Below are 26,951 nucleotides of genomic sequence, written 5' to 3'. Positions count from 1 at the left end.
TGCAAAATACGGTTTTAAAGGAGGGATTTTTTGAATACTGATTTCCATATCCATTCGTCTTTTTCTTCAGATTCAGAAGCTTCTATGGAATCCATGATAGAAGCAGGTATTCGCCTGGGGCTTACAGCGATGTGTTTTACAGAACATTTAGACTATGACTATGTACCCGGCGAACCGGATTTTATAGTAGACACGCCCGCTTACCTTGACTGCCTGCGCCGCTGCCGTGATCTATACGGTTCCCGGATAGAGCTTCTTTTTGGTATTGAGCTTGGACTGCAGCCTCACCTTACCCGGCGTCTGAACGATTATATCAGCCAGTGGGATTTTGATTTTGTCATCGGCTCTTCTCATCTGGTGCATGGCGCTGACCCTTACTATCCTGCTTTCTACGAAGGGCGTAAGGAAGAGGACTGCTACCTGGAATACTTTGAGACTATTATTGAAAACCTGAATGCATTCTCTGATATTGACGTCTACGGACACATTGATTATGTGGTGCGTTACGGCCCTAACAAAAACCGTTTCTACTCCTATGAAAAATACAAAGAAATTCTGGACGAAGTCTTGAAAAACATCATCGCACACGGCGTCGGACTGGAACTGAACACAGCAGGCTACAAATACGGACTGGGTGCGCCAAATCCCCACCCGGATGTGCTGCGGCGTTACCGGGAACTGGGCGGCGAAATTATCACCGTAGGCAGCGACGGCCATGCCCCGGAACATCTCGCTTATGATTTTGGCAAAGTAAAGGATATCCTGCTGGGCTGCGGATTTCGTTACTACACTGTCTTTCGGAAACGTAAACCGGAATTCCGAAAATTGTGACCTCTCCCCTTCATCTTCATATCAAATAAATTTCACACCGATTTTAGAAAAATTTATAGAAAGAATCCCCACAGCTTCCTGTGGGGATTCTCTGTTTCTTACCTATTTCACTTTTGTTTTCTTTCCTGCACCCGCTTTTTTCAGCTTCTTCAGCAGTTTCACTTTTTGCTTTTTACTCATCTTCTTCGCACTTACAACCAGCTTTGCTGAAGTCTTCTTAAATGCGCCGCTCTTGATTGTCTTTAATACTTTTCCCTTTAACTGAACGCTCTTCAGGTTCTTACAGTTCATGAACGCCCGTTTTCCAATTGTGGTGACATATTTTCCAAGAACTACCTTTTTCAATTTGGAATTCCTCTTCATCACTTTGTCGCCAATCTGAACAACCTTATGTTTATAACCATTCAGCATAACCGTTGCCGGAACATTCATCGTTGCTTTTTTCTTGTTCTTTACAGATACAAGCATTGCCGTTTTGTTCTTCACATCGAGCACTTTGTAGCGTGATCCATCCGGAGAATCTACTACATCACCCTTCTTTGGCTCTGGTTTCACTCCCGGATCTGGTACAGGACCTGGTCCTGGATTCGGCGTAGGATTAGGCCCCGGATTCGTTCCTGTCTGCCCTTTCTCTACTGTTACCGCAATGGATGCCTTCTTATTATCCGGATTCAGGATATTCTTAGAAAGCTTGATATCTCCATACAGTGTATACGTTCCTGCCACTGTTCCATTATAATTGCCTTTCTGCCACGTTACTTCCAGTTCCTGGGTCTCCCCTGAATTCAGAGTAACCTGTACGCTCTTCGGCAATGTAAGCTGCTCGAAAGCTGTGCCATTCTTTACGGTGATAGCAGAGAACGCTGCAACACTGCTGATATGCAAGGACTCCTCCTGAAGTTCTGTCGTCTTGAAACTAATAGCCGCTCTGTCGGATTTCCTGTTTTTCGCACTCACCGCAAATACCATCGCTTTGTAGGTTCTGGAAGCATCCAGCCCGCTAAGGACATATGCCGTATCAACAGTCTCTCCTACATACTCTCCGTCAATGTAAACCATATACTTTTCTGCATCTTTCGACGCTTTCCAAACCAATTTTGCCTTTGTTTCACTGTCGCTTTTGACTGCTGTCAGCCCTGTTACTTTGTCTGGTGCAGCTCCCGGGTCATTATCAGCTTTTTCTGCAGTCGATGCCTGCACTTCTGTTGCACTTGATGATTCTGAGCCATTCACTACAGCCTTGACAGTAAATGTGTAATCTTGTTCCGGTTCCAGATTTTCAATCCATGCATACGGTTCTGTCGATGTCGCTACTTCCTCGCCATCCACATAAACCTTATAAGACTCTGCATTTTGTACTTCGTCCCACTGTATCATGACACGATTGCTCTCGGATACCAGCACCTGGCTTTTCTCGCCTGCCGGAAGCTCTGGTACTTCTGCCGCCGGTGCATAAATCTTGAATGCATCAATTTCTACTTTTGTCCCACTGCTTGCGGAATCTTTCTCATTCGGTACAGTTATCAGAATCGTATGAGAACCATCTGCAAGACCTTCTTTGGAAAATATTGTAGACTGCCTGTTTACTCCTGAAGTATAGCAATTTACTCTTTCGGAAGCATGTCCATCAATCGAAATATCCAGGTAACCTCTGTCACGATTCGTTGGAGCTATTACTTCAATCTTCGTCCCGCAAAATTCAAGGTAAACAGTTTCACCGCCTTGTGGATTATTTATATGTCTCGTTGTATAATGATAATTTGCTTCATCCTCACTATACCATGAACCCCAGTTGCCTGTGTACTGAATCCTGGCATCTCTGTCGTCCAATACTTTATCTCCAAATCTTTGTGTTACCTGAGCTGGCTGTGACTCTGTACCACTGCCTGACACCGCAATAACCTGATAAGTGATTTCTCCCATGATTCCATATGCCTGATTATCCACATACTGTGCTTCTGAAAGTCCTGATGCTGCTTCCATCAGCTCGCCATCGCCAATTTTTCGGTAAACCGTATAGGTTACGTTTGCATCCACTGGATTCCAGGACAATGTTATCTGATTTCCATTACGTATAGTGTGTAATGCTGTCGGCATCTCTAGCTCTTCTGTTTCGGGAATCTTGGAAATCGTATAGCTCATACCTTCTATTGTATCGAATGCTATGCGGTTGTCTGCCATGTTTGTCACAGTTACTTCGTTTCCATCTTCATCTACTACTTCTGCAAGGAAAATATTGTCACACTGAATAACTGCTTCACCGCCGTTATTTGATGTAATGACAGCTTCAGCTATACATCCATTTTTCCATTCCACATCAACTTCAAAGTTTCCTCTTGCTAACAGACCGTATACATGTCCGGTTTCCCAGGCATCCGGAAGCGCCGGAAGCAGATTAATATAATCCATGTTACTCTGTATCAGAAGCTCGTTGACACCCGCAGTATAGCCAAAGTTTCCATCAATCTGGAAAGGTGGATGCGTATCCCATAGATTTTTATAAATTTTGGAACCAAGCAGATTTCCAATGACTTTGTACGCATGGTTTCCATCGCCAAGACGTGCCCAGGTACAGATACGCTGTGCCATACCCCAGCCGGTACTATCATCTGTTCTGTTCTCCATAGAAACCTTGGCTGCTGCCATCCATTCCGGATGCTCCTCTGTAATCAAATCGCCCGGATACAAGCCCAGCATATGAGAGATATGCCTGTGCCCGTAGCCCTCTCCGATATTGTTTCCATTTGCGTCCTTATTAAACTCTTCCTCTGTATACCACTCTTTAATCTGACCGCTCTTTCCGATTTCAATCGGCGCCAGACGGCTCTGCGTCGCTTTCCACTCGGCAACCTTATCTTCATCTACACCTAAAAGCTCCGCTGCCTTAATCGTATCTTCATAAAGCTGCCATACCAGCGTACCTTCATAAGTATTTCCCAGCGTCCTCGCACCATGTTCCGGTGAGTAAGCCGGAGCTGTTGCCAGACGGGTAGACTTGGTGCCATCCTCCAGAGTGATCTCTACACCGCTGTCTACCAGAATCTGATCATACAGCAACGCCTCTTCTTTCATCATCGGATAAAGGTGTTCTCTCATATACTCCAAATCCCCAGTATACTCATAGTACTCCCAACAGTTCTGCAGAATCCACGGTATAGCTGCTGGTGACCAGCCCCAGTCAAAACTCCAGCCCGGACAAGTCCAGCCCAAAGGATTAATCTGTGTATGCGCACTAAATCCGGCTTCTGTTCCAAAATAAGTTTGTGCCGTCACCTTTCCTGGCTCACGGAGTGAATTAATAAAATCTATCAACGGTGTTGCGCACTCTGTCAGGTTCGCTGCATAAGTAGGCCAGTAATTCATCTGCAGATTGACATTTGCATGATAATCAGATCCCCATGCAACTTGTGATCCGTTACCCACACGGTTCTGCCATACACCCTGCAGATTGGAAGGCAGGTCGCCTTCTCTAGAGGATGCAATCGTCAGATAACGTCCATACTGATACAAAGTAACCTCCAAAAGTCTTTTCTCTGCTGCTGTAGCTGTAGCATTCTTATATGCAGCCAGAAGATCATCCGTAGTTTTTTCCGCCGCCTGCGCAGTCTGCCCCAAATCCAAGTCAACCCTTTCAAAAAGTTCCTGATAGTCTGCCAGGTGAGAATTCTTTACTTCCTCGTAGCCTTTCTCTTTCGCTGTATCTACCAGAGCTTTCACACGGGCTGCTACTTGCTCATCCGTCTCGCCTGTGCGGTAATAGTAGTTTACTGATTCGTCTTCATTATAAAAAGTATTTTTGTAATCTGTTCCCGCAGAAACGAAAATCACAACCTCGTCCGTATCGGAGATATCCAGGGACTGCCCATCAGCGCCCGCCGTTTTCGTCCCCCCCGTCACAACCTGAAGTACGGAACTCATCTTCATCTGGTTATCCTGTAAACTTCCCTTCATAATAATCGTACCTGCGCTGGCATCTACTGTATACTCGGCATTTTTGCCCAGGTTACGGTTCACTACGTCGTTTTCATCATTGTCTACCGGAAATTTCACATTCAAGTTCAGCTTATTGTTTCCTTTTGCCGTCAGCTTCATAGCCAGCACATTATCCGGATAGCTCATGAAATATTCTCTGTGATAATCCGTCCCGCTCTGCGTAAAATCTACATGGGCAGCCCCGGTCTGAAAATCAAGATCACGGCTGTAATCGGTATAATCGCTCTCTGTCAACCCGTTAAACGTGAGGTAAATATCTCCCCATGACTGGTAAGAGCCATATCCGTCATCCATTCCTTTTCCTACCAGCGCACTGCAGAGATCGGTAGCATTTGAGGCGTTATTCTTAAAAGCTTCTACGACCTCCTGGTACTTTTCAGACATTTGCGCACCGTTTGATACCTCAATATTTCCGCCCTTATAATCTGGTCTTCGTGTACTTGGTCCGCCATTCCACAGCGTTTTCTGGTTAAAGGTCAGCCGCTCATTGACAATCTCACCATACACATTAGCGCCCATGAAACTGTTGCCGATTGGAAGAGTCATCTGCTCCCAAAGATCATTTCCCGTCAGCCCGCTTGCGCTTGCCGGCTCATCATACCACATTCTCAGCAGGTTTTTTTCTGCTGCTGTTTCTGCTGTCGTTTCTTCTTTTGCAGCTATCCCTGTCGCCGCCAATGCAGACACACCTCCCATGGTCATCAGCATAGAAACCGATAATAATACTGATAAAAATTTCTTTTTCAATTCCTTTCCTCCTGTTTCTTCATCAATAGCCGTCTGTAACTGCCTGCCGCCTCAAAGACCTTCTCCTTTCCCTCGTTTATGCAATATTACTTATATTAAACCATATATAGAGTTATTTTTCAACAAAAAAACAAAAAGAAAAATCTCTAAAAAATATCCTGCCGCTATCTGACATAAATTTGCCGGATAACAGGCAGGAGCATCCTTCAATTTCCACATTCTATACTAATTTCATTAAACAGTCCAAGCACCTCGTCTACGTGCAGATCCTCCTTTTCTTTTCCTTTTTTATCTAATATAATTTTTCCCTGATGCATCATAATGATACGGTTTCCGTATTCCAGCGCATAGCGAAGATTGTGTGTCACCATAATAGACGTCAGTTTTTTCTGCCTGACGATCTGTTCCGTAAGCTGCATATTAATTTCTGCCGTTTTAGGATCCAGCGCCGCCGTATGCTCGTCAAGAATCAGGAACTCTATGGGCGTCATCGTGGACATCAGGAGCGCCATCGCCTGGCGCTGCCCGCCGGAGAGCGCCCCGACCTTCACATCCAGCTTATCCTCCAGTCCCAGATTCAGGGGACGGAGCATATCTTGGTACGTTTCTCTCCGCTTTTTGTTCACACACCGCCCTAGATTGTAGGACTTTCCCTTATTTTCTGCCAGAGACAGATTTTCCATAATCGTCATAGACGGGCAGGTTCCCATAGACGGATTCTGGAACACACGCCCGATTTTTGAAAGCCTCCGGTACTCGCTCAGGTTCGTGATATCCCTGCCATTCATCAAAATCTGCCCGGAATCTGCCGCTATACTGCCGCAGATGATATTCAGCATAGAGGTTTTTCCAGAACCATTGCTTCCTACCACGGATACAAACTCCCCGTCCTCCACCCGGAAATTAAAGTCACGGAACAGACACATCTCATTTACGGTTCCCGGATTATAGTATTTATGGATATGTTTCAGCTCAAGCATCGACCTTCACCCTCCTTTTCCGCTCCATTCCAAGCACCAGAATAGCCAGGAACAGCACCGCCGTAATCATCTTCAAATCTGTGGACTCGAACCCCAGGCTGATTGCCAGCGCCACGCATCCTTTGTAGAGGACGGAGCCAATAACCACACTGGAAGTCACCCTCAGAACCGTAATTTTCTTAAACAGACTGGTGCCGATGATGACGCTTGCCAGTCCGATGACCACGGTTCCTGTTCCCATAGAAACATCAAAGTACCTCTGCTGCTGCGCAAAAATACATCCGCTGAGCGCCACCAGCCCATTTGCAATCGCCAGCCCTACGATTTTCACCAGTCCTTTGTCAACGCTCAGAGAAGTGATAATCCTGTCATTATCCCCTACTGCCCGCAGCAGCATTCCTGATTTCGTGCCCAGATACCAGTCCAGCAGATACTTACTGACCAGGGTAATGGCAAAAATAATCAAGATCGCCCTGTAATCTGCGATGCCGCCCGGCATCCCATTTACAATATCATTATCAAATATTGTCGTCTTGTTATAAATCGGCAGGTTCGCCCGTCCTGCAATGCGCAGATTCACCGTATAAAGCGCCGTCATCATGATAATTCCCGACAGCAAATCCCGCACTTTCAGCTTCACATGAATCAGCCCGGTCAACATTCCCACTGCCGCCCCTGCCAGAAAGCACACAGGCAGCGTCAGCAGCGGATTAATACCCCGGCTAATCATGACTGCTGTGATGGCAGCTCCCATAGGGAAACTGCCGTCCACTGTCAAGTCCGGGAAATCCAATATCTTATAAGTAATATATACGCCAAGCGCCATAATGGCATAAATCATACCCTGTTCCAGTACGCTTATAAATAAAACCATAGTTCCCTCCAACTCACCGCTATACAGCCTTATTCGTAACACTTCAGGCAAGGCGATTGCCTTTATTCTACTGTAATCTCTTTAAATGTCTCCACAGCGCCCGAAATATATTCTTCATCCAGTGGAAATTCAAGGTTCTCAGCCACTGCAGTATTCACGTACAAGTTTGCCCCCTCGCATGTCTCAACCTGTAAATCCGCTGCCGCAGCTTCTCCTTTCAGAACCTTTGCCGCCATCGCCCCTGTCTGTTTCCCCAGCGCAATGTAATCAATTCCCATAGACGCCAGGCATCCGTTCTTCACCTGTTCAATTTCCGAACCAAACACCGGAATCCCCTGGGCATTTGCCGCTGCCAAAACTGTCTGGAGCGCGGATACTACCGTATTATCTGTCAGGTTTGTCATACAGTCCACCTTCGCTGCCATATCCTTTGCCGCCATCTCCACATCAGCAATGGTATTGATTCCCGTATCTACGATTTCAAATCCAAAATCCCCTGCTAACGCCTTATATGTCTCAATCGTACTGATGGAATTTGCCTCGCTGGTGGTATACAGAATACCTATCTTCTTCGCCTCCGGCATCATTGCCCGAATCATCTCAAGCTGTTCTTTAACCGGAAGGGAATCTGCCGTTCCCGTAATATTTCCCACACTTTTTCCGTCCTCTTCTGCCAGCCCTGCTCCTGCAGGGTCGGAAACCGCCGTATAAATCACCGGAATTTCCGTATCCAGGCAGCTATTGTATGCGCTCATAGCACTGGGTGTTGCAATTGCGCAAATCATATCCACTTTCTTCGACACGAAGCTGTCAGAAATCGTTGCCGCCGTTCCCGTATCTGCCTGGGCATTCTCGTAAATTACTGTCAGGTTTTCTCCCTCCTTGATGCCGGCCTCCGCCAGCCCCTGCAGAAATCCCTCTTTGCAGTTATCCAGGGAACCGTGCTCTGCAAACTGCGAAATACCAATCGTATACGCATCTCCTGACGCTGTATCTGTTCCCGCCGTTTCCGTACTGTTCGTTTCTGCCGGCTTGCTGCCGCAGCCTGCCAGAAATGCTGCTGTCATTGTCGCTGCCAATACTGCTGCCAATACTTTTTTCTTCATAATCAAATCCTCCTAAACTTTTTCTCAGCCCTCCATTTTTTCGGATGCTGCGTAAAATTAAACAAGCCGTCTCAAGCATCTTTGCTTGAGACGGCTATGACTATACATTTCCGCGGTACCACTCAATTTGACGTAACGTCCACTCTGCACGTACTAACATACGCTCCTGATTGATAACGGGTTCGGTTCCCGACAGCGCCTACTTTCTTCAGATTTCAGACTGCCCTCGAAAGTCCATTCAGCAAACTGCTCCGTACTGTCTCTCACCAACGACAGCTCTCTGTGACTTCACCCTCTGCTTACTACTCTTTCTCATCGGTTTCACATGTTGCTATTCATTCTAAACCTTTTTTCGTGAATTGTCAATACCTTATTTCACATCTTTTATACTGAAGCTGATTCTTCCCATCTTGTCTTTGCCAAGGCACACAACCTTTACCATGTCTCCCAGGGTCAGCTCATCCTCTACACGGTTAATTCTCTGCTTGGAAATCTTAGAGATATGCACCATACCTTCCTTGCCCGGCGCGAACTCCAGGAATGCCCCGAACTCTTTGATGCTCACTACCTTGCCTACAAAAATCTGTCCCGCCTCGAAGTCTGTAGTGATAATGCGTATCAATTCTATGGCCTTATCCATAGCTGCCCGTTCGGTTCCGCAGATAGACACCGCTCCATCGTCAGTAATATCAATCTTCACCCCAGTCTGCTCAATGATGGCATTGATTGTCTTTCCTCTCTGCCCTACCACATCGCCTATCTTCTGCGGATCAATCTGAATCTGGATAATCTTCGGCGCATACGGGCCTACTTCCGCTCTCGGACTGGCAATCGCCGCTTCCATTACTCCATGAAGGATAAAGGTACGCGCCTCTTTCGTCCGGGCAATCGCCTCTTCGATAATCGCCCTGGTCAGACCGTGAATCTTAATATCCATCTGGATCGCTGTGATGCCATTATCCGTGCCCGCTACCTTAAAGTCCATGTCCCCGAAGAAATCCTCAAGTCCCTGAATATCTGTGAGTACAAGATAGTCGTCATCCGTTTCCCCGGTCACCAGACCGCAGGAAATCCCGGCTACCGGACGCTTAATCGGCACACCTGCCGCCATCAACGACATTGTGGAGGCGCAGACACTTGCCTGTGAAGTAGAACCATTGGACTCAAAAGTCTCAGATACTGTACGGATAGCATACGGGAACTCCTCTTCACCGGGAAGCACCGGCAGCAACGCCCTTTCTGCCAGCGCGCCATGTCCGATTTCACGCCTTCCCGGTCCTCTGGAAGGTCTCGTCTCACCTACGGAATAGCTCGGGAAATTGTAGTGGTGCATATAGCGCTTGCTGGTTTCCGCCTCATCCAGCCCATCCAGCCTCTGTGCTTCGGAAAGCGGCGCTAATGTAGTAATTGTACAAATCTGTGTCTGTCCGCGGGTGAACATCGCAGAACCATGTACTCTCGGAATCAAATCTACCTCCGCCGCCAGCGGACGGATCTGCGTAATCTCACGGCCGTCCGGACGCTTATGGTCTTTCAAAATCATCTTACGGACTGTCTTTTTCTGGTATTGGTATACAGCCTCACCTAAGAAAGACAGCCATTCTTCTTTCTCTGAAAATGCCTCTTCCAGCTTGTCCGTAATGGTGCGGATATTTTCTTCCCTCATTTGCTTGTCATCCGTGAATACGGCTTTTTCCATCTCCTCTGCCGGCACAAGTTCCCTGATAGCTGCAAAAAGTTCCTCAGGTACCGCAAAGCTGGTATAGCTGTGCTTTTCTTTCCCGCACTCAGCTACGATAGTATCAATAAATTTGATAATGTCCTGGTTTATCGCATGGGCGGCAAAAATCGCATCAATCATTTTCGCTTCGGGAACTTCGTTCGCTCCCGCCTCAATCATGATAACCTTATCCCTGGTGGATGCCACGGTAAGGTGCAGGTCGGAAACCTCTTTCTGCGCTGCCGTCGGATTAAACACAAATTCTCCGTCCACCATACCCACCTGCGTGGTTGCGCACGGACCGTCAAATGGGATATCGGAAATCGTCGCCGCAATTGCAGAACCCAGCATTGCCGTCAGTTCCGGACTGCAGTCCTGGTCAACGGACAAGACCAGATTTTCCAGCGTAACGTCATTTCTATAATCTTTCGGAAAAAGAGGACGCATAGGGCGGTCAATCACGCGGCAGGTCAACACTGCATTTTCCGATGCCTTTCCCTCACGCTTATTAAATCCTCCCGGAATCTTTCCTACTGAGTACAGCCTTTCATTGTACTCCACGCTCAGCGGGAAGAAATCAATACCCTCCCTCGGCTTTTCGGAAGCCGTCGCCGTAGACAGTACTGTAGTATCTCCATAATGCATCAGTACCGCACCGTTTGCCTGTTTTGCTACCCTGTCCACATCTACCGTCAGGGTTCTGCCGGCAAGTTCCATAGAAAAACTTTTGTACATAGTATTCTCCTTTTGCTTGGATACCTGTACAGCAAAAACGGGACGGAATTTCTCCCGTCCCCTCACTGTCCAGATTATTTTCTGATTCCTAATTTTGCAATTAAAGCACGGTAACCTTCCAGATCAGTTTTCTTCAGATATGCCAGCAGTCCGCGCCTCTGACCTACCATCTTCAAAAGACCTCTTCTTGAATGATGATCTTTCTGATGTACCTTTAAATGCTCTGTAAGTTCCTGAATCCTTGCTGTCAAAATAGCAATCTGAACCTCCGGTGAACCTGTATCGCCCGGTGTTCTTCCATACTCTTCAATAATTGCCGTTTTCTTTTCCTTTGAAATCATGATAATTCCTCCTGACTTTTCTAAACGCCTGGTATTAAGAACTGGTCGGAGTTTCCATAGCTCTGAATACCGGCTGATTTTCATACTTGTCTAGTCTAGCACAAGAAACTGTTCCCGTCAACAGCGAATTTCATTACGGCAACGGAATACGGCAACGGAATTTTTCAAAAGGCAGCAAAAGACAAATTTTCTGTTCCGTCACAATAGCCGCATGGCAGTCAGCAGAAACAAAAATCCACCTGCCACACAAATACTCATCCCCAGGTAATACAGCCCTTGTGAAAAAATGTTTATCTGCTTCTTTTCCCGCAGCCGGAAGCGCTCCGGCTTTTCTATATCATACTGGATATCTACTGCCTGGTTCAGGGAAAACGGACAAGGATTCCCCCCTCTTTCATAACGCTTTTTATACAGCCTGCCCTCCGCATAATATGCAAAAACTGCATAATAATAATCATGAATTCCCTTTGCTCTCCCTATCTTATCCGGTGTGTCCGCCTCAATTTCCACAACAGTAGCGGTGGCTTTCCCGCTGTAACGCTGCACACGGTCTGCATAAGATCGCCCCATAAGTGATAATGCTACTACAATCCCCCCCACACTAATCAGCACAATACTCAATGTCCAAAAAAAACTATTCACCAAAATACTCCTTCCCAAAGGAAATATCGGCGTCCATCTGCCTGTGCAGCTCTTCTGTGCTGCCAAACGACTTTTCCGGACGCAGGAATTTTAAAAACTGTACTTCAATATGTTCTCCCGGCAGCTCCCTGCCAAAACCGAACAGATACGTTTCTACGCTTCTGAACTGTCTTTCTCCCTCAATACCCATGCCAATATTTGTAACCCCCGGAAACTCTTCCTTTCTGATAATCGTACGGGTGAGATAAATCCCGTTCGGCGGAAGCAGCTTCCTGGCCGAAACGCGCAGATTTGCGGCAGGAAGCCCATACCTGTAGTTTCCTGGCCCTCCATGAAGAACCTCTCCTGACACAAAAAAAGTATAGCCAAGCAGCGTATTGACTGTTTCCAGATGTCCGGCCGCCAGTTCTTCCTTTATATAAGTACTGCTGATATCCCGTTTCTGATACTGCTCCTTCTGTATAACTTCCAAAACAAATCCATACTTTTTCTGCAATTCACGCAACAGACTGCTGTCACCCCTGCGCTGGCAGCCAAACCGGAAATCTGTTCCCACGGCCAGATATTTTGCGTGAAGCTTGTCTATCAGAATCTTTTCCACAAATGCTTCCGGTTCCATCCCGCTGATTTCCGGCACCAGAGGACAGTCCAGAAGATAATCCACTCCCAGCTTTTCTGTCATAGATTTCCGCTCTTCCTCTGTCAAAAGCTGTTCGTTCTCCATACGGTTAAGGGTAAATACCACGCTTTTGCATCCTCTATCCCCAACCCCTCGAATCCGGCTAACCAGTTTCTGATGCCCCCGGTGAAGACCGTCAAACTTTCCCAGTGTAACTGCCGTATCCTCTTCTACATAAAAGTCTCCCGGTCCCCGCATGTATTCCATAGATTCCTCCTGCCGTTTCCGATATGCAGATACCTTTGACCCCTAAAACATTTTCATCGGCCGGAAACGGTTTTCTTTCTTTAAATATTCATAAACTGCCTGAAAATTCCCGTCTGAACCATACATCCTTACCGGTCCGTCCTGCCCGGGAAATCCCTGTTTCCCTACCTGTCTGCCATACAGTTCGTTACCGTTGTCAAGCAGTTTCTGATACTCCTGCTTTACGGTAACCGCCGGATATAAGGAAAACAGGCTGTCAATCGCCGCCATGTGTTCCTGAAGCTGCCCCAAATCATGCAGCACTTCAATCTCGTCCAGGCGGAGACTTTCCTCAACACGAAACATTCCCACCTGTGTGCGCAAAAGCTGTTCCATACAGCCGCCGCAGCCCACTTTCTGCCCAATGTCATGGCATAATGTCCTAATATATGTCCCTTTTGAACAGTTTACCGTCATGGAAATCCTGGGAAGAACGATTTCATGAATTTTAATTTCATGAATCTGTACGTTCCTTGCCTTCCGTTCTACCGTCTTTCCCTCTCTTGCCAGCTCATACAGCTTTTTTCCGTTAACTTTCAAGGCAGAGTACATGGGCGGAACCTGCGCATACTCTCCCTTAAAGGACTGAATCGCCTCATATACTTCTTTAATAGACGCTGTAACCTCTCTGGTTTCCAGGATTTCTCCCGATACATCCTGGGTATCCGTAACCTGTCCCAAAAGCAGGATAGCCCGATAAGTCTTGTCCCAATCCGCAAGAAGCTCACATACTTTGGTTGCTTTTCCCAGGCACACTGGAAGCACGCCTTCCGCATCAGGGTCCAGCGTACCTGTATGCCCAATTCGCTTCTGCCCCAGGATTCCCCGGAGCCTGGCAACCACGTCGTGCGAAGTATATCCTTTCTCTTTATATACATTAATAATTCCGTGAATCACCGCTGTTTTCTCCCTTATGCGTCAAGCTGCCTTTCTATATGCAGCGTCAGGTTGTTTATAACATCATGGAAAGATCCCTGCATCGTACAGCCCGCCGCACGGACATGGCCGCCGCCGCCGAAATAAGAAGCTACCGCACTTACATCCACTCTTTCATTTGACCGCATGCTCACTTTGTACTCCTGGATATTGGATTCGTACAGGAATATGGCCACTTCCACGCCCTCTGTATTCTTCATCTGGCTCACGATTCCTTCCAGATCCATAGGCGATGCGCCGTAAAAATCCATATCCTTCTTCCGCAGACCGCTGATAATACACCGCTTATCCAAAATAAGAATGCTTTCCAGCAGAGCCCGCGCCAAAATCTGGTTCTGCACATAGGTTTTCTGGTAAAAGGTCTTTTCCACAAGCTTTGAACTGTCAATCCCTTTCGCCATCAGTTCCCCTGCAATCCGCATGGTCTCCGGTGATGCGCAAGAATACCTGAACACTCCTGTATCGTGGGCAATCCCCATATAGAGCGCCTCTGCTGCTGCTTTCGTAATTTTCTGCGGCTCCAGCAGCCCGTATACCAGCTCTGATGTAGAACTCGCCTCCGGCACAATCATGTTTTCATCTGCATATCCCCGGTTGCTGATATGATGGTCGATACATACACTCCGTTTTGCCGTTTTTAAATATTTTTCTGCTCCGCCCAGACGCTGTGCATCCCCCGCATCCAGACAAAACAACACATCATACACTCTATCCTCACCGCAGGAATGTCTCACACTGTCTGTTCCCTCAATTATACGAAAGCTCTCTGAAAACTCTTCCAGGTAAACATCCAGCACTTCCACACCCGGAAAGTTCTCCTTTATGTAAAGGTACAGCCCCATACAAGAACCAACACAGTCACCGTCCGGCCGGATATGGCCGGCGATGGCTGCGCTTTTGACATCTTTTAGTTCCGATGCTAAATTAATCATCTCTATCATCCTCACTCAAACTGCTTGTCACATCATCAATCAATTTTGACATATTTACTCCATATTCAATTGATTGATCCAGCACAAAACGTATTTCCGGGGTATTCCGCAAATTAATCGTCCGTGCCAGCTCACGGCGAATATATCCCACCGCACTCTTTAAGCCTGCCAGCGTATCCTGCTGTGCCTGCTCATCCCCCAGCACGCTGATATACGCTTTACAGCTTTTCAGATCCGGCGCCACTTCTACAGCTACCACGCTGGTCATCGGAGCGATACGCGGATCTTTAATCTCCCGGCTAATGATGCGGCTCAGCTCACGCTGTACCTCACCATTAACACGGGTATTTTTAATACTGTTTTTCCTCATCTATATAAACCTGCTTTCTATCTGGGAACCTCAACCATAATATATGCCTCTACCTGGTCCAGTTCCTTCAGATCACTGAATTTCTCAAATACAAGGCCGCATTCATAACCTGACCTTACTTCTTTCACATCATCTTTAAACCGTTTCAGGGAAGCAAGGCTGCCTTCATAAATCTGTTTTCCTTCCCGGCTGATGCGCACGGAGCATCCTCTCTGGAATACGCCGTCCAGCACATAAGAACCTGCAATCATTCCCACGCCTGAAGATTTGAACAACTGACGCACTTCTGCATGCCCAATAATCTTCTCCTCAAACACTGGATCCAGCATACCTTTCATTGCACGCTCCACATCTGCTATAGCGTCATAAATCACACGGTAGAGACGCACATCTACCCCTTCACGCTCTGCCGTAGCTTTTGCTGTGGCATCCGGACGCACATTAAACCCAATAATAATTGCATTGGATGCACTCGCCAGGCTCACATCAGATTCATTGATAGCGCCTACGCCGCCGTGGATAATCTTAACAACTACTTCTTCATTGGACAGTTTCAAAAGGCTCTGTTTTACTGCTTCTACAGACCCCTGTACGTCTGCCTTCACAATAAGCCCCAGCTCTTTTAAGCTTCCTTCTTTAATCTGATTAAAAATATCATTCAGCGACAGAGATTTCGACTTCGTTTCTTCCAAAAGCTTCTCCCTGCCCTGGCTGATGAATGTCTCTGCAAAGCTTCTTGCCTCTTTCTCATTCGGCATAGCCACAAAGATTTCTCCTGCGTTCGGAACATCTGAAAGCCCCAGGATTTCTACCGGAGTCGAAGGTCCTGCCTCTTTCACTCTCCGTCCTTTATCATCCATCATAGCGCGTACTTTGCCATAACAGGAACCTGCCGCTACCGGATCGCCGATGCGCAGTGTGCCTTTCTGTACAAGAACAGTAGCCACCGGGCCTTTCCCCTTATCCAGCTCTGCCTCGATAATCAGGCCTCTTGCCGCCCGCTTCGGATTCGCTTTCAGCTCACTCACTTCTGCCGTCAGAAGAATCATCTCCAGCAGAGAGTCGATTCCCTCCTGCGTATGTGCCGATACAGGAACGAAAATCGTGCTTCCGCCCCAATCTTCCGGGACAAGCTCATGCTCAGCCAGTTCCTGTTTTACTCTCTCAATGTTTGCGCTCGGTTTATCAATTTTGTTAATTGCTACGATAATTTCCGTCCCTGCTGCCTTCGCATGGTTGATGGCCTCCACAGTCTGCGGCATCACGCCGTCGTCCGCCGCTACTACCAGGATCGCAATATCCGTCGCGTTTGCTCCGCGCATACGCATAGCGGTAAATGCTTCGTGCCCCGGTGTATCCAGAAACGTAATCTTCTGCCCGTTAACGCTTACCACATAAGCTCCAATATGCTGGGTGATGCCTCCGGCTTCTTTTGCAATGACATGCGTATTACGGATTGCATCCAGGAGAGACGTTTTACCATGATCTACATGCCCCATAACGCATACGACAGGCGGTCTGGAAACCATCTTTGCCTCATCTTCCTCGTCTTCCCTAAGGAGCTCTTCGATTACATCTACCTTTTCCTCCATTTCAGCGATGCAATTATATTCCAGTGCAATCTCTTCTGCCTTATCATAATCAATCTCATGGTTTACCGTAACCATGATACCTTCCAAAAACAGCTTTTTAATAATCGTAGACGCCGGAATTTTCATCTTTTCCGCCAGTTCCCCTATCGTCAGGCTCTCCGGCAGAATAATGGTCTTAATCTCATCCGCCTTTTTCTCCTGAGGAGCTGCCTTTACCGGCGGCTTGACATTATTCTTACCGTTCCGCCCGTTATTATTCCTCTGGTTCGGCCTGTTACCGCCCTGGGAACGGCCTCCTTTTTCAAAACGGTCAAACTTATCCACACGCTCTTTCGCTTTGTCGTTCCTTGTCCTGGACTCTTTCGTCAGCGGCTTCATCTCAAGCGGTGCCTGTGCGCTTCCCTGAGAACGGCTTCCCTGGCCGCGTCCTCCCTGGGAACGGCTTCCCTGCGGCCTGTCGCCCTGGAAACGGTTTCCCTGAGATCTGTCGCCCTGCGGACGCCCTCCCTGTGGCCTGTCGCCCTGGAAACGCCCTCCCTGCAGCCTGTCGCCCTGCGGACGCCCTCCCTGTGGCCTATCTCCCTGAGAACGCCCTCCCTGCGGCCTGTCGCCCTGGAAACGGTTTCCCTGAGATCTGTCGCCCTGGAAACGCCCTCCCTGCAGCCTGTCGCCCTGGGAACGGCTTCCCTGCGGTCTTGCCTGTGATCTGCCCTGAAATTCCTGTTTCCTTGTCCCTTGCCTGTTCTGAGATTCCTGGGGTTTTGTCCCCTGTCTATTTTGAGGTTCCTGAGTTCTCATTCCCTGCCTGTTCTGAGACTCCTGAGTTCTTGCCTCCTGTCTGTTCTGAGAAGCCTGGGCTCTCGCTCCCTGCCCTCCCTGAGTTTCCTGAGACTTCACTATCGGTTTATTCTGGGGTTCCTGCAGTTTTCCCATCGGTTTTCCCTGACTTTCCTGGAGGGAAACCACCGGCTTATTCTGGAGTTCCTGAGCCTTTTCTTCCGGCTTATTCTGCGGCTCCTGCAGTCTTGCGCCCTGCACGTCTTTAATCGGCATTTTAGCGCCCAAACCATCCTGCGTTTTCACCGTCCTTGCCGCCTGGCCATCCTGGGAACGTGCTCCTCTGCCCTGGGGACGCTCTCCCTGCCTTGGCCTTTGTCCCGTTCTTCCTATCCCTGTCCTGCTGTTCTGGGGATGAAATACCTGGGTAATATTTTTCTTCTTAGGCGCTGATGCCGTTCCTTCCGCTTTTACAGTCTCTTCTTCTTTTTCTGCTTTTCCAAATTTCTTTTTTACCAATTCTATCTGTTCGTTTTCAATCGAACTCATATGGCTTTTTACCTCTATTCCTTTTTCTGCCAGGAAATTAAGGATATCTTTATTCTGCTTCCCTAACTCCTTAGCCAATTCATGAACTCTTATTTTCGACATACCGACTACCTCCGTTCTATTGTATCATCAAGCTGCTTTTTCAACGCGCTGCCAAACCCCTCATCCAATACGGCAAGTGACGCACGGAACTCCTTGCCCATAGCGCTTCCAAGCTCTTCTTTCGTCCCAAATACATACAGCGGAACTTTGTAATACGTGCACATATTATGGAACTTTTTCTTCGTATTATCAGAAGCCTCCTCCGAAACGATTACAAGCCCTGCCTGCCCGGACTTCACAGCTTTTTCTGTAGAAAACTCGCCGCTCACAGTCCTGCCCGCCTTTGTAGCCAGCCCGACCAGAGATAAAACCTTATTTTGCCTCAATAGCATCAATCTCCTTTTTTAAACTTTCATAGACTTCCCGGGGAATACTCATTTTTAACGACCTCTCCAGGGCTTTGTTCTTTGCAGCTTTTTCAAAACATTCCCTGGAAAGACAAATGTATGCGCCTCTCCCGTTTTTCTTTCCTGTAGTATCCAAAACCACCTCTTCTTCCGTGGTTTTTAAAATGCGCAGCATTTCTTTCTTGCTCTTCATTTCCTGACATCCGATACATTTACGCATCGGAACTTTCCTTATCTGTCCCATGATCCACCCCTAAAGCTGTTCTTTTCCGGTTTCCTGCCTGTTCGAACACATGAGGCCTGCTTTACGGCATGTCTGCGTCTGCTGCATATGCTTCTCCATAGCCTTCTTCCTCGTATTCTGTCTCATAGTTTTCCGCATAGGCATCATCGTATCCATCCTCGTCATAATCATCTTCCATATAGAAATCATCGAAATCACCGGACTCCCTCGCCTGCGTCTCACTCTTAATATCAATCTTAAATCCTGTCAGACGCGCTGCCAGACGCGCATTCTGCCCCTCTTTTCCAATCGCAAGAGAAAGCTGGTAATCCGGCACCACTACTTTAGCCGTTTTCTCATCATCATCTGCTATAACTGAAATCACCTTAGCAGGGCTTAAAGCATTCTCAATCAAAATGGCGGCATTCTCGCTCCAGTTCAGAATGTCAATTTTCTCCCCCCGCAGCTCCTCTACAATCGCATTGACTCTTGCTCCGTTCATTCCCACACAGGCGCCGACCGGATCCACATCCGGATTGTTTGACCATACTGCCATCTTCGTTCTGCTTCCGGCCTCGCGCGCAATGCACTTAATTTCCACTGTGCCGTCTTTTACTTCCGTTACTTCTGATTCAAAAAGACGCTTTACCAGTTCCGGATGTGTTCTGGAGACCAGAACTTTCGGTCCTTTTGATGTATCTTTTACCTCTACTACGTACACTTTAATGCGCTCCGTAGGATGGAACACCTCGCCTTTCACCATTTCATTTTCATTCAAAACTGCATCCACTTTTCCCAGATTGATGCTCACATTTTTCCCAATATATCTCTGGACAACTCCGGTCACGATATCCTTTTCCTTACTATAATACTGGTTGTACAGAATCTTACGCTCCTCCTCGCGGATTTTCTGGAGAATTACATTTTTGGCATTCTGGGTAGCGATGCGCCCAAACTCTTTAGACTTAATCTCCACATTTACGATATCCCCAACTTCATATTTAGAATCCACCAGCTTCGCATTCGCAAGGCTGATTTCCATAATCGGGTCCTCTACCTGCTCCACAACTGTTTTTTCCGCATGAACATTGAATTCACAACTGTTTGGGTTAATAAATACCTTTACATTATCTGCTTTTCCGAAATGATTCTTACATGCCTGAAGCAGAGACTGCTCAATTGCCTCTAAAAGAGTATCTTTACTGATATTCTTTTCTTTCTCCAAAAGGGTCAACGCCTCCAACAACTCGTTATTCATGATTCTAATTTCCTCCTTACTATATTTTATCAAAAGTCAAATGCGAGCCTGACCAAAGCTACATTACTCCTGTCAAAAACCAGTTTTTCACCTTCTTCTACCTCCAGGGTGATACTACTCTTATCATAAGCATCCAGGATTCCCCGGAACTCTTTCTGTTTCTCAATGGCACGGTACGTACGCAGCTCTACTTCCTGCCCCATGTTTCTCACGAAATCTTTCTCTTTTTTAAGCGGTCTTCCAAGTCCCGGGGAGCTCACCTCAAGAATATATGCCCCTTCTATAAAATCCTCTTCATCCAGCTTATCGCTCAAGCTGCGGCTAATCACTTCACAGTCGTCTACGGTAATTCCTCCCGGCTTATCAATATAAGCCCTCAAATACCAATTACCGCCTTCCTTAACATATTCCACATCCACCAGTTCAAACCCTTTATCCTCCACAAACGGAGTAATAAGTTCCTCTGTTTTCTGCTCATAAACCTCTCTCTTTGACATTTTATCACCTCTCTATCCTAATGCTGCATGGAAAACCCGCCCGCTTTCCTGCTTTACAAAAATATGAGTGGACTCACGTCCACCCATACTCAAGTAACATATAACCATTGACTAGACTATAACACTTTCTTCCAGACAATGCAAGACATTTTTTTGTCGACATTTTTTTTGTGTGCTTCTTATATTTCAGCATTTTTTTTAGCTTTTCTTCATCGTACTTTTATGTTATAATAATCTAAACATCGGTTGACCATCTCTGCTTGTCGATAAACCGAAAATTTTGTCATACTGTTTTGCTTTACATTTCTGTAACATCATTGTAATATGTTTGTACCATGCATAGAGGAGAAGGAAGAATGAATGAAAATACGCTGCAGGAATTACTTACCGAAAACGCAAGATTGAAACAAGACAATGAAAAGCTTTGGAAAATCATCCACGTACAACAAGAAACAATCGACAAGTTATGGGCAAGCTGCCATGTAGTTTCCAAGTAATGACTCATTTACCTTTATATGACGCGAGTATCTATCATTTACTGTACATGAACAGCACAGCATTACCAAAGCGCAGGGCGGCCAAAAGACCGCCCATTTTTCATTTAGAAATTCCCTGAAATTTATCCAAAAGGCATACTTTTTAAATGCTGTTGCCCTGCTGTTACGCAAACACACTCTTGCAGTCCTTTCTCCCAGGTGTTATACTACTCCTCGTGAAATCATTTCTATCAGTAAAGGAGTATTTTATGAAAAATCTGATGATACCGGAAAATTATAAATCTGATCTGAACCTGCATGATACGCAGGTGGCGATTAAAACCGTGAAAGACTTCTTCCAGAAGACTCTTTCTGAACGCCTGAACCTGCTTCGGGTATCCGCGCCGTTATTTGTAACGCCGGATTCCGGGCTGAATGACAACTTAAACGGCGTGGAACGCCCCGTGAGCTTCGGCATCAGAGAGCAAAATGACGCCCAGGCTGAAATTGTTCATTCGCTGGCAAAGTGGAAACGCTACGCCCTGAAAAAATACGGTTTCACTTACGGAGAAGGGCTGTACACAGATATGAGCGCCATCCGCAGGGACGAGGACACCGACAATATCCATTCTATCTATGTAGACCAGTGGGATTGGGAAAAAATTATCAAAAAAGAAGAACGTACCGTGGAAACCCTGCAGAATGTGGTCCGCACAGTATACAAAGCTCTGAAAAAGACTGAAAAGTACATGTCTATCGAATATGATTACATAGAAGAAATCCTTCCGAAAGAAATCTTCTTTATCACTACCCAGGAGCTGGAGGATATGTATCCCGGCTGTACGCCGAAGGAACGTGAATACAAGATTGCAAAATTGAAAGGCGCCGTATTCATCATGCAGATCGGCGGCGCTCTGGCATCCGGTGAAAAGCATGACGGCCGCGCTCCTGACTATGACGATTGGACATTAAACGGAGATATCATCGTTTACTATCCGGTGCTGGATATCGCTCTGGAGCTGTCCTCTATGGGAATCCGTGTGGATGAAAATGCGCTGCTGCGCCAGCTGGAAACTGCAGGCTGCCCGGAACGCGCAGAACTTCCGTTCCAGAAAGCAGTCCTGAACCACGAAGTCCCCTACACCATCGGCGGCGGCATCGGCCAGTCCCGTATTTGTATGTTCTATCTTCGGAAAGCACACATCGGCGAAGTACAGGCTTCTCTGTGGCCGGAAGATGTGATGAAGGAAGCGCTGGCAAACGGAATACAGTTACTGTAAAAATATGTTATCGTGACAAAGATAAAAACTCTATATCCAAAATGAACAGGAATTTGCCGAAAGAGAATGCCCTTATCATTTTTCACAATTCCTTCAAAACTTCTACATAGGTTTTTCACATTTTATAGATATACTAATAATCGAACAAGGCGCATACCTTTTCAAAAATCTTTTTCATAACTCGCCGGGGCTTACAAAGCCCCGGCTCTCCCTTTATTTAGAGTTATTTTTATTTCAGATTTAATTTTGCAAAGGCATCTGCAAAAGCATTATTCATCGGCGCTTCTGCTTCTTTTTTCTGTTTATTCAGATAACGCTGAACATCTTTTTTATTCACGCCTGCCCCTTCTTTTTCACGGCGTGATTTAAACGCAGACAGTTTTTCTTTGTAGCCGCAGGCACAGATAAATGTCTCCTCTTCACCTTTTACAAACATCTCCATTTTCTTATGGCATTTCGGGCACCGGGCATTTGTGATTCGAGATACTGTCTCCCTGTGTCCGCATTCCCGATCCTGGCACACTAGCATTTTACTGTTCTTTCCATTGACTGCCAACATCCGTTTGCCGCACACCGGGCATTTTTTATTTGTCAGATTTTCATGACGGAACGTACCGTCCCCTGTTTTAATCTCTCCCACGATTTCCTGCGTATATTCCCTGATATTTCTCAAGAAATTCTCTTTCTTCATCGTGCCTTTCGCAATACCGGACAGTTTCATTTCCCAGGATGCCGTCAGCTCCGGCTTCTTCAAATCCTCCGGCACCAGCTCTAGAAGCTGCTTTGCCTTAGAAGTGATAAAAATGTCCTTGCCTCTTTTTTCCATCAAAAAAGTATGGAAAAGTTTATCAATAATGTCCGCCCGGGTTGCCACGGTTCCCAAGCCTCCTGTTTCCCCCAGGGTTTTGATTGCTTTCGCATCCCTTGACTCCATATATTTTACCGGGTTTTCCATGGCAGACAGAAGCGTTGCCTCATTAAATGGAGCAGGCGGCTTCGTTTTTCCGCTTGTCAGTTTTATGCTCTCAATCGGAAAGCTGCTTCCTTTTTTCATTTCCGGCAAAGTCTGTTCTCTGACGTCAGATTCTTCCTCATCCTCTTCATCCACAGGGCTTTCGTAAGCAGCCTTCCAGCCCTGGTTCTTTACAATTTTCCCTTTCGCGGTGAAAGTCTCTCCCCCCGACTCTCCATACATCGTGGTCTGTTCATACTCAAAGGGCGGATAAAGTACCGCCAGGAACCGCCGCACTGCTAAATCATAGATTCTGCGCTCATCCACTGTCATATGGTCAAGCTGTACAAATTGCTCCGTAGGAATAATAGCGTGATGGTCGCTGACCTTTTTATTATCTACAAAAGAACTGTTTGTTCGAATCGGTTTCATAGCCAGGCTCCCCGCCATCTTACGGTAAGGGCCTACAGCGCACGCCTGCAGGCGTTCCCTCAAAGTCTCAGCCACATCAGAGCTGATATAGCGTGAATCCGTACGCGGATAGGTGAGCACTTTGTGGTTTTCGTAAAGCCGCTGCATGATATTCAGAGTTTCTTTCGCAGAATACCCAAACCTCTTATTGGCGTCTCTCTGCAGCTCCGTTAAATCATACAGCCCTGGCGCATAAGACTTTTTCGCCGCTTTTTCTACCGACAGAATTGTCAGCTTCTGCCCTCCCAGCTTTTTGCGCAGTTCTTCCATGCGTTCTTTCTGAAAGGTACGGGTTCCCCGGCTTTTTCTGTCCTGCCATGTCCAGCTCACTTTTCCTGCCTGAAGGTTCATGCCAAAATATTCCTCCGGTTTAAACTTCCTGATTTCCTCTTCCCGCTTCGCAATCATAGCGAGCGTAGGAGTCTGTACACGCCCACAGGAAAGCTGTGCATTATATTTGCAGGTAAGGGCGCGGGTCGCGTTGATTCCCACCAGCCAGTCGGCTTCTGCCCTGGCTACGGCTGCCGCATAAAGGTTATTATACTCTTTCCCATCTTTCAAATGGGCAAAACCTTCCCGAATCGCTTTGTCTGTAACAGAGGAAATCCACAGCCGTTTCACGGGCTTTCTGCAGTCTGCCTTTTCCAAAATCCAGCGCGCCACCAGCTCGCCTTCCCGACCTGCGTCCGTTGCGATAACGATTTGTCCGATATCTTTTCGAAAAAGCTGCGTCTTTACATCTTTAAATTGCTTTGCCGTCTGCTTAATCACCACAAGCTGCATTTTTTGCGGAAGCATAGGCAGTGCCTCCAGATTCCACTGGGCATATTTTTTATCATATTCCTCCGGATCCGCCAGGGTCACCAGATGTCCCAGCGCCCAGGTGACAACATATTGCTGCCCTTCCATAGCGCCTGGCAGCTTTTTCTGGCAATGCAGCACTCTGGCGATATCTCTCGCCACAGAAGGCTTTTCTGCGATAACTAATGATTTCATAAAATTCTCCTCTCTTGTGCGGCCTCTCATCAGGAAACAGCATTTATCATTTTAAATACAAAATCTTTTCCATAAGCTCCCTGTGCAAATGTCCCGGATCTGCCTGATAAACAGCCACATGATTCCAATCGCTGCTCCTGTCTTTAAAAGACGGAAATAAAAATCCGCATTCCGGTCTTCCCGGTTCATAGTCGCCTGTCAGCGGACAGATGGCGCAAATCAGGTATTCATACACCTCCTCCGATTCCCCCATCCGCTCTTTATCCGCCGCCTTCACCGGCACATCGTAACGGTCATGAAACACAAATACCGCATAGTCCTCGTCTGCCCGGTATTCTCTGCCCACCAGTTCATAAAAAGCATCCATTAATGCGTCATTTTTCAAACCGCAGGATTTCACTGCCGTCAGAAGCCGCCAGATTTCTTTTGACTTTTCATTTTCTGCCGGAAAGCGGTATTCCTTTAACTGTTCATTTGTTTCTGAAAAAGGTATTGTTTTTGCAACCGCCAGATTTTTTTCCTTCTCAGACGCAGACAGTTTCAGGAAATTTGTGTTGAAGCTGCCGTCTATTTCCCCATCCTTATCCATATATGCCCCGGCAATCCGGGTAAAAGAAGTCCGCTTTGGCGTCATCCGCCTTGTAAGCTCCAGCATATCCTCTCTTTGAATCATGACCGTCTCCTATTCTTCCCCTCTCTTTTTCTCTTCAAGCTCGGCAAATTTAGCCGCCATTGTTGGATTTTTGCGTGTCAGCCGTTTAATGCTCAGCTCTTCCGCTTTATTATTTGCCAGACGTAGATTGTTCTCAGACGAAAGCAGCGCCTCTTTCGTTTTCTGCAAATGGTCTATTGTCTTATCAATCTCTTTAATTGCCGTCTGGAATTTCTCACTTGCCAGCCTGTAATTCCTGGCAAACTTCTCTTTAAAATCGTTCATATCATCTTCAAACCGTGAAATATCAATATTCTGGTTCCTGATGACGGCAAGCTCCTGCCTGTACTTCAGCGAGTTCAATGCCGCATTCCGAAGCAAAGTAATCATCGGAATGAAAAACTGGGGGCGTATCACATACATTTTCTGATAGCGGTGGGACATATCCACAATCCCGGAATTGTACAACTCATTATCCGCTTCCAGAAGCGATACCAACACCGCATATTCGCATCCTTTCTCTTTCCTGTCTTTATCCAGTTCTTTCAGGAAATCCTCATTCTTTTTCTTCGTTGCGGTTTCATCCATCTCATTTTTCATCTCAAACATCACCGAAATAAATTCTGTCCCATCAGGGTCTGCTTCCCGGTAAATGAAATCGCCCTTGCTCCCTGTCCTCGCATCATTATCCTTCTCAAAATACGCACTGGGAAACGCCGTGGCACGAAGCCTGTTAAACTCTATTTCACAGTGCTGTTCCAGGCTTTCCCCTACCATCTTTGTCGACTGGCGTGCCTTGAAATCCTTATAATAGCTAATCTGTTCTTCCTTCATCTCCAGCTGCTTCTCGTAGCTCTCTTTCAGAGACTGCTCTTTCAGCTGTCTCTCCGTTTCCTGATTCTCAATCTTGCTTTTCAGCTCATAAATCCTCTTCTCTTTACTTGCAATCTCTTTCTCCTTTTCCGAAACTGCCTCCGCTACCGCCAATTTTTTTGCACTGCTCTCTGACTCTATTTTTGCCCGCAGTTCGGCAATTTCCTTTTCCTTTTTAGAAACTGCTTCGGCCACTGCCAGTTTCTTTGCACTTCCCTCCGCTTCTATCTTTGCCTGAAGCCTGGCGATTTCGCTTTCTTTTTCTGAAAGCGCCTTCGCTACCTCCAGTTTTTTTGCCTCATTCTCAGCCTGTACTTTTTTCTCAAGTTCTACAATCTTCCTTTCCTGCTCTGCAAACTTTTCCTGCAAAGTCTTTTCCGTTTCCGCCTGCGCCAGCTTTACAGCCGCTTCCCTCTCCGTCTTAAACTGCGCCTCACGCTCGCGTATTTCTTTTCCAAACTCCTTATCCCTGACCTGTTTCACAATCGCGGCATAGCCCGACTCATCCACCTGAAATAACTCGCCGCATTTGGGACATTTAATTTCCTGCATAAAAATTCCTCCCTGTATCTTATCCCGTGTATCCTTTATACACGGCATCCTTTTATCACAATGTTTTCATTTTACCATACCCGCCTGAATTTTCCCATACAAAGTAAACATTTTATACACAAATAGTTACAGTTCAGTCTTTGGCTTCACTGTAACCATTCATATACTATCCATTGACACCCTGTCCCCGCTGCTTTAAAATATCTGTAAATACAGGAGGTA

22 protein-coding genes and 1 other annotated feature are annotated in these 26,951 nt (G+C 46.7%); of the genes, 3 read left to right on the top strand and 19 right to left on the bottom strand.

Going from position 1 to position 26,951, the window contains the following annotated elements; genetic code table 11:
* The first annotated feature begins 30 nt into the window (after positions 1–30).
* Complete coding sequence (locus NFR99_RS02455) at positions 31–831, top strand: histidinol-phosphatase HisJ family protein (protein ID WP_120482347.1); 801 nt, start codon at positions 31–33, stop codon at positions 829–831.
* Between the two features lie 102 nt (positions 832–933).
* On the opposite strand, the gene NFR99_RS02450 is transcribed toward NFR99_RS02455, so the two are convergent.
* The 16 genes from NFR99_RS02450 to rimP all read right to left on the bottom strand — a co-directional run bounded on the left by NFR99_RS02450 (position 934) and on the right by rimP (position 20,477).
* On the bottom strand, positions 934–5,571 hold the full coding sequence (locus NFR99_RS02450) for a glycosyl hydrolase family 95 catalytic domain-containing protein (RefSeq protein WP_251352535.1): 4,638 nt from the start codon (positions 5,569–5,571) through the stop codon (positions 934–936).
* Positions 5,572–5,777: 206 nt separating this feature from the next.
* Positions 5,778–6,551, bottom strand: a complete 774-nt coding sequence (locus tag NFR99_RS02445; protein ID WP_120482351.1) for an ABC transporter ATP-binding protein — start codon at positions 6,549–6,551, stop codon at positions 5,778–5,780.
* A complete protein-coding gene (locus NFR99_RS02440) occupies positions 6,544–7,425 on the bottom strand; it encodes an ABC transporter permease (RefSeq protein WP_251352533.1) in 882 nt (293 codons plus the stop codon). The genes NFR99_RS02445 and NFR99_RS02440 overlap by 8 nt, the downstream gene beginning before the upstream one ends.
* A 62-nt stretch (positions 7,426–7,487) precedes the next feature.
* Positions 7,488–8,531, bottom strand: a complete 1,044-nt coding sequence (locus NFR99_RS02435) for an ABC transporter substrate-binding protein (protein WP_120482355.1) — start codon at positions 8,529–8,531, stop codon at positions 7,488–7,490.
* Between the two features lie 83 nt (positions 8,532–8,614).
* Positions 8,615–8,856, bottom strand: a binding site (T-box leader).
* Between the two features lie 45 nt (positions 8,857–8,901).
* A complete protein-coding gene (locus NFR99_RS02430; protein WP_251352531.1) occupies positions 8,902–10,986 on the bottom strand; it encodes a polyribonucleotide nucleotidyltransferase in 2,085 nt (694 codons plus the stop codon).
* 74 nt (positions 10,987–11,060) lie between these two features.
* On the bottom strand, positions 11,061–11,327 hold the full coding sequence (gene rpsO / locus NFR99_RS02425; RefSeq protein WP_120482359.1) for a 30S ribosomal protein S15: 267 nt from the start codon (positions 11,325–11,327) through the stop codon (positions 11,061–11,063).
* A 198-nt stretch (positions 11,328–11,525) separates the two neighbouring features.
* The gene (locus tag NFR99_RS02420; protein WP_120482361.1) at positions 11,526–11,969 is read right to left on the bottom strand and encodes a DUF3592 domain-containing protein; all 444 of its coding nucleotides are present in this window, start codon (positions 11,967–11,969) and stop codon (positions 11,526–11,528) included.
* Complete coding sequence (gene ribF, locus NFR99_RS02415) at positions 11,962–12,855, bottom strand: riboflavin biosynthesis protein RibF (RefSeq protein ID WP_120482363.1); 894 nt, start codon at positions 12,853–12,855, stop codon at positions 11,962–11,964. The genes NFR99_RS02420 and ribF overlap by 8 nt, the downstream gene beginning before the upstream one ends.
* A gap of 42 nt (positions 12,856–12,897) precedes the next feature.
* A complete protein-coding gene (gene truB, locus NFR99_RS02410) occupies positions 12,898–13,791 on the bottom strand; it encodes a tRNA pseudouridine(55) synthase TruB (protein WP_120482366.1) in 894 nt (297 codons plus the stop codon).
* 14 nt (positions 13,792–13,805) lie between these two features.
* Entirely contained in the window at positions 13,806–14,762 is a 957-nt protein-coding gene (locus tag NFR99_RS02405; RefSeq protein ID WP_120482368.1) for a DHH family phosphoesterase, read from the bottom strand.
* A complete protein-coding gene (gene rbfA, locus NFR99_RS02400) occupies positions 14,755–15,132 on the bottom strand; it encodes a 30S ribosome-binding factor RbfA (protein ID WP_120482370.1) in 378 nt (125 codons plus the stop codon). The genes NFR99_RS02405 and rbfA overlap by 8 nt, the downstream gene beginning before the upstream one ends.
* Before the next feature lie 17 nt (positions 15,133–15,149).
* On the bottom strand, positions 15,150–18,152 hold the full coding sequence (gene infB / locus NFR99_RS02395; RefSeq protein ID WP_251352529.1) for a translation initiation factor IF-2: 3,003 nt from the start codon (positions 18,150–18,152) through the stop codon (positions 15,150–15,152).
* A gap of 5 nt (positions 18,153–18,157) precedes the next feature.
* Positions 18,158–18,484 carry a L7Ae/L30e/S12e/Gadd45 family ribosomal protein gene (locus NFR99_RS02390; protein WP_120482374.1) on the bottom strand — a complete coding sequence of 109 codons (327 nt, stop codon included), beginning with the start codon at positions 18,482–18,484 and terminating at the stop codon, positions 18,158–18,160.
* Positions 18,465–18,743: an RNase P modulator RnpM gene (gene rnpM / locus NFR99_RS02385; RefSeq protein ID WP_251352526.1), complete on the bottom strand. Its 279-nt coding sequence runs from the start codon at positions 18,741–18,743 to the stop codon at positions 18,465–18,467. The genes NFR99_RS02390 and rnpM overlap by 20 nt, the downstream gene beginning before the upstream one ends.
* Positions 18,744–18,804: 61 nt before the next feature.
* Positions 18,805–19,980 (bottom strand): transcription termination factor NusA, encoded by a 1,176-nt coding sequence (gene nusA, locus NFR99_RS02380; protein ID WP_120482378.1) that lies wholly within the window; start codon positions 19,978–19,980, stop codon positions 18,805–18,807.
* A gap of 29 nt (positions 19,981–20,009) precedes the next feature.
* Positions 20,010–20,477: a ribosome maturation factor RimP gene (rimP, locus tag NFR99_RS02375; protein WP_135974413.1), complete on the bottom strand. Its 468-nt coding sequence runs from the start codon at positions 20,475–20,477 to the stop codon at positions 20,010–20,012.
* Between the two features lie 356 nt (positions 20,478–20,833).
* Between rimP and NFR99_RS02370 the strand changes: the two genes are divergently transcribed.
* Positions 20,834–20,974 (top strand): hypothetical protein, encoded by a 141-nt coding sequence (locus NFR99_RS02370; RefSeq protein ID WP_158604814.1) that lies wholly within the window; start codon positions 20,834–20,836, stop codon positions 20,972–20,974.
* Positions 20,975–21,222: 248 nt separating this feature from the next.
* Entirely contained in the window at positions 21,223–22,233 is a 1,011-nt protein-coding gene (gene asnA, locus NFR99_RS02365) for an aspartate--ammonia ligase (protein ID WP_120482382.1), read from the top strand.
* Between the two features lie 229 nt (positions 22,234–22,462).
* Here the strand turns inward: asnA and NFR99_RS02360 are convergent, their stop codons facing one another.
* The 3 genes from NFR99_RS02360 to NFR99_RS02350 are packed head-to-tail and all read right to left on the bottom strand — an operon-like array spanning position 22,463 to position 26,729.
* Positions 22,463–24,652 (bottom strand): DNA topoisomerase III, encoded by a 2,190-nt coding sequence (locus NFR99_RS02360; protein WP_251352524.1) that lies wholly within the window; start codon positions 24,650–24,652, stop codon positions 22,463–22,465.
* A 46-nt stretch (positions 24,653–24,698) separates the two neighbouring features.
* Positions 24,699–25,325, bottom strand: coding sequence for a DUF4317 family protein (locus NFR99_RS02355; RefSeq protein ID WP_120482386.1), 627 nt, complete (start codon positions 25,323–25,325; stop codon positions 24,699–24,701).
* Between the two features lie 9 nt (positions 25,326–25,334).
* The gene (locus tag NFR99_RS02350; protein WP_251352522.1) at positions 25,335–26,729 is read right to left on the bottom strand and encodes a DUF2130 domain-containing protein; all 1,395 of its coding nucleotides are present in this window, start codon (positions 26,727–26,729) and stop codon (positions 25,335–25,337) included.
* Positions 26,730–26,951 lie beyond the last annotated feature (222 nt).

It is taken from the genome of Hominisplanchenecus murintestinalis (assembly GCF_943193015.1).
GTDB classification, from domain to species: domain Bacteria; phylum Bacillota; class Clostridia; order Lachnospirales; family Lachnospiraceae; genus Hominisplanchenecus_A; species Hominisplanchenecus_A murintestinalis.
The sequence above is the reverse complement of the archived record's forward strand: the minus strand, read 5'-3'. Positions and strand labels throughout refer to the sequence as shown.

Bases quoted from the DNA above. Each gene is read 5' to 3' on its own strand.
- NFR99_RS02445 (WP_120482351.1), bottom strand. From the start codon at position 6,551: ATGCTTGAGCTGAAACATATCCATAAATACTATAATCCGGGAACCGTA.
- NFR99_RS02440 (WP_251352533.1), bottom strand. From the start codon at position 7,425: ATGGTTTTATTTATAAGCGTACTGGAACAGGGTATGATTTATGCCATT.
- NFR99_RS02435 (WP_120482355.1), bottom strand. From the start codon at position 8,531: ATGAAGAAAAAAGTATTGGCAGCAGTATTGGCAGCGACAATGACAGCA.
- NFR99_RS02430 (WP_251352531.1), bottom strand. From the start codon at position 10,986: ATGTACAAAAGTTTTTCTATGGAACTTGCCGGCAGAACCCTGACGGTA.
- rpsO (WP_120482359.1), bottom strand. From the start codon at position 11,327: ATGATTTCAAAGGAAAAGAAAACGGCAATTATTGAAGAGTATGGAAGA.
- ribF (WP_120482363.1), bottom strand. From the start codon at position 12,855: ATGGAATACATGCGGGGACCGGGAGACTTTTATGTAGAAGAGGATACG.
- NFR99_RS02405 (WP_120482368.1), bottom strand. From the start codon at position 14,762: ATGATTAATTTAGCATCGGAACTAAAAGATGTCAAAAGCGCAGCCATC.
- rbfA (WP_120482370.1), bottom strand. From the start codon at position 15,132: ATGAGGAAAAACAGTATTAAAAATACCCGTGTTAATGGTGAGGTACAG.
- infB (WP_251352529.1), bottom strand. From the start codon at position 18,152: ATGTCGAAAATAAGAGTTCATGAATTGGCTAAGGAGTTAGGGAAGCAG.
- NFR99_RS02390 (WP_120482374.1), bottom strand. From the start codon at position 18,484: ATGCTATTGAGGCAAAATAAGGTTTTATCTCTGGTCGGGCTGGCTACA.
- rnpM (WP_251352526.1), bottom strand. From the start codon at position 18,743: ATGGGACAGATAAGGAAAGTTCCGATGCGTAAATGTATCGGATGTCAG.
- nusA (WP_120482378.1), bottom strand. From the start codon at position 19,980: ATGAATAACGAGTTGTTGGAGGCGTTGACCCTTTTGGAGAAAGAAAAG.
- rimP (WP_135974413.1), bottom strand. From the start codon at position 20,477: ATGTCAAAGAGAGAGGTTTATGAGCAGAAAACAGAGGAACTTATTACT.
- NFR99_RS02370 (WP_158604814.1), top strand. From the start codon at position 20,834: ATGAATGAAAATACGCTGCAGGAATTACTTACCGAAAACGCAAGATTG.
- asnA (WP_120482382.1), top strand. From the start codon at position 21,223: ATGAAAAATCTGATGATACCGGAAAATTATAAATCTGATCTGAACCTG.
- NFR99_RS02360 (WP_251352524.1), bottom strand. From the start codon at position 24,652: ATGAAATCATTAGTTATCGCAGAAAAGCCTTCTGTGGCGAGAGATATC.
- NFR99_RS02355 (WP_120482386.1), bottom strand. From the start codon at position 25,325: ATGATTCAAAGAGAGGATATGCTGGAGCTTACAAGGCGGATGACGCCA.
- NFR99_RS02350 (WP_251352522.1), bottom strand. From the start codon at position 26,729: ATGCAGGAAATTAAATGTCCCAAATGCGGCGAGTTATTTCAGGTGGAT.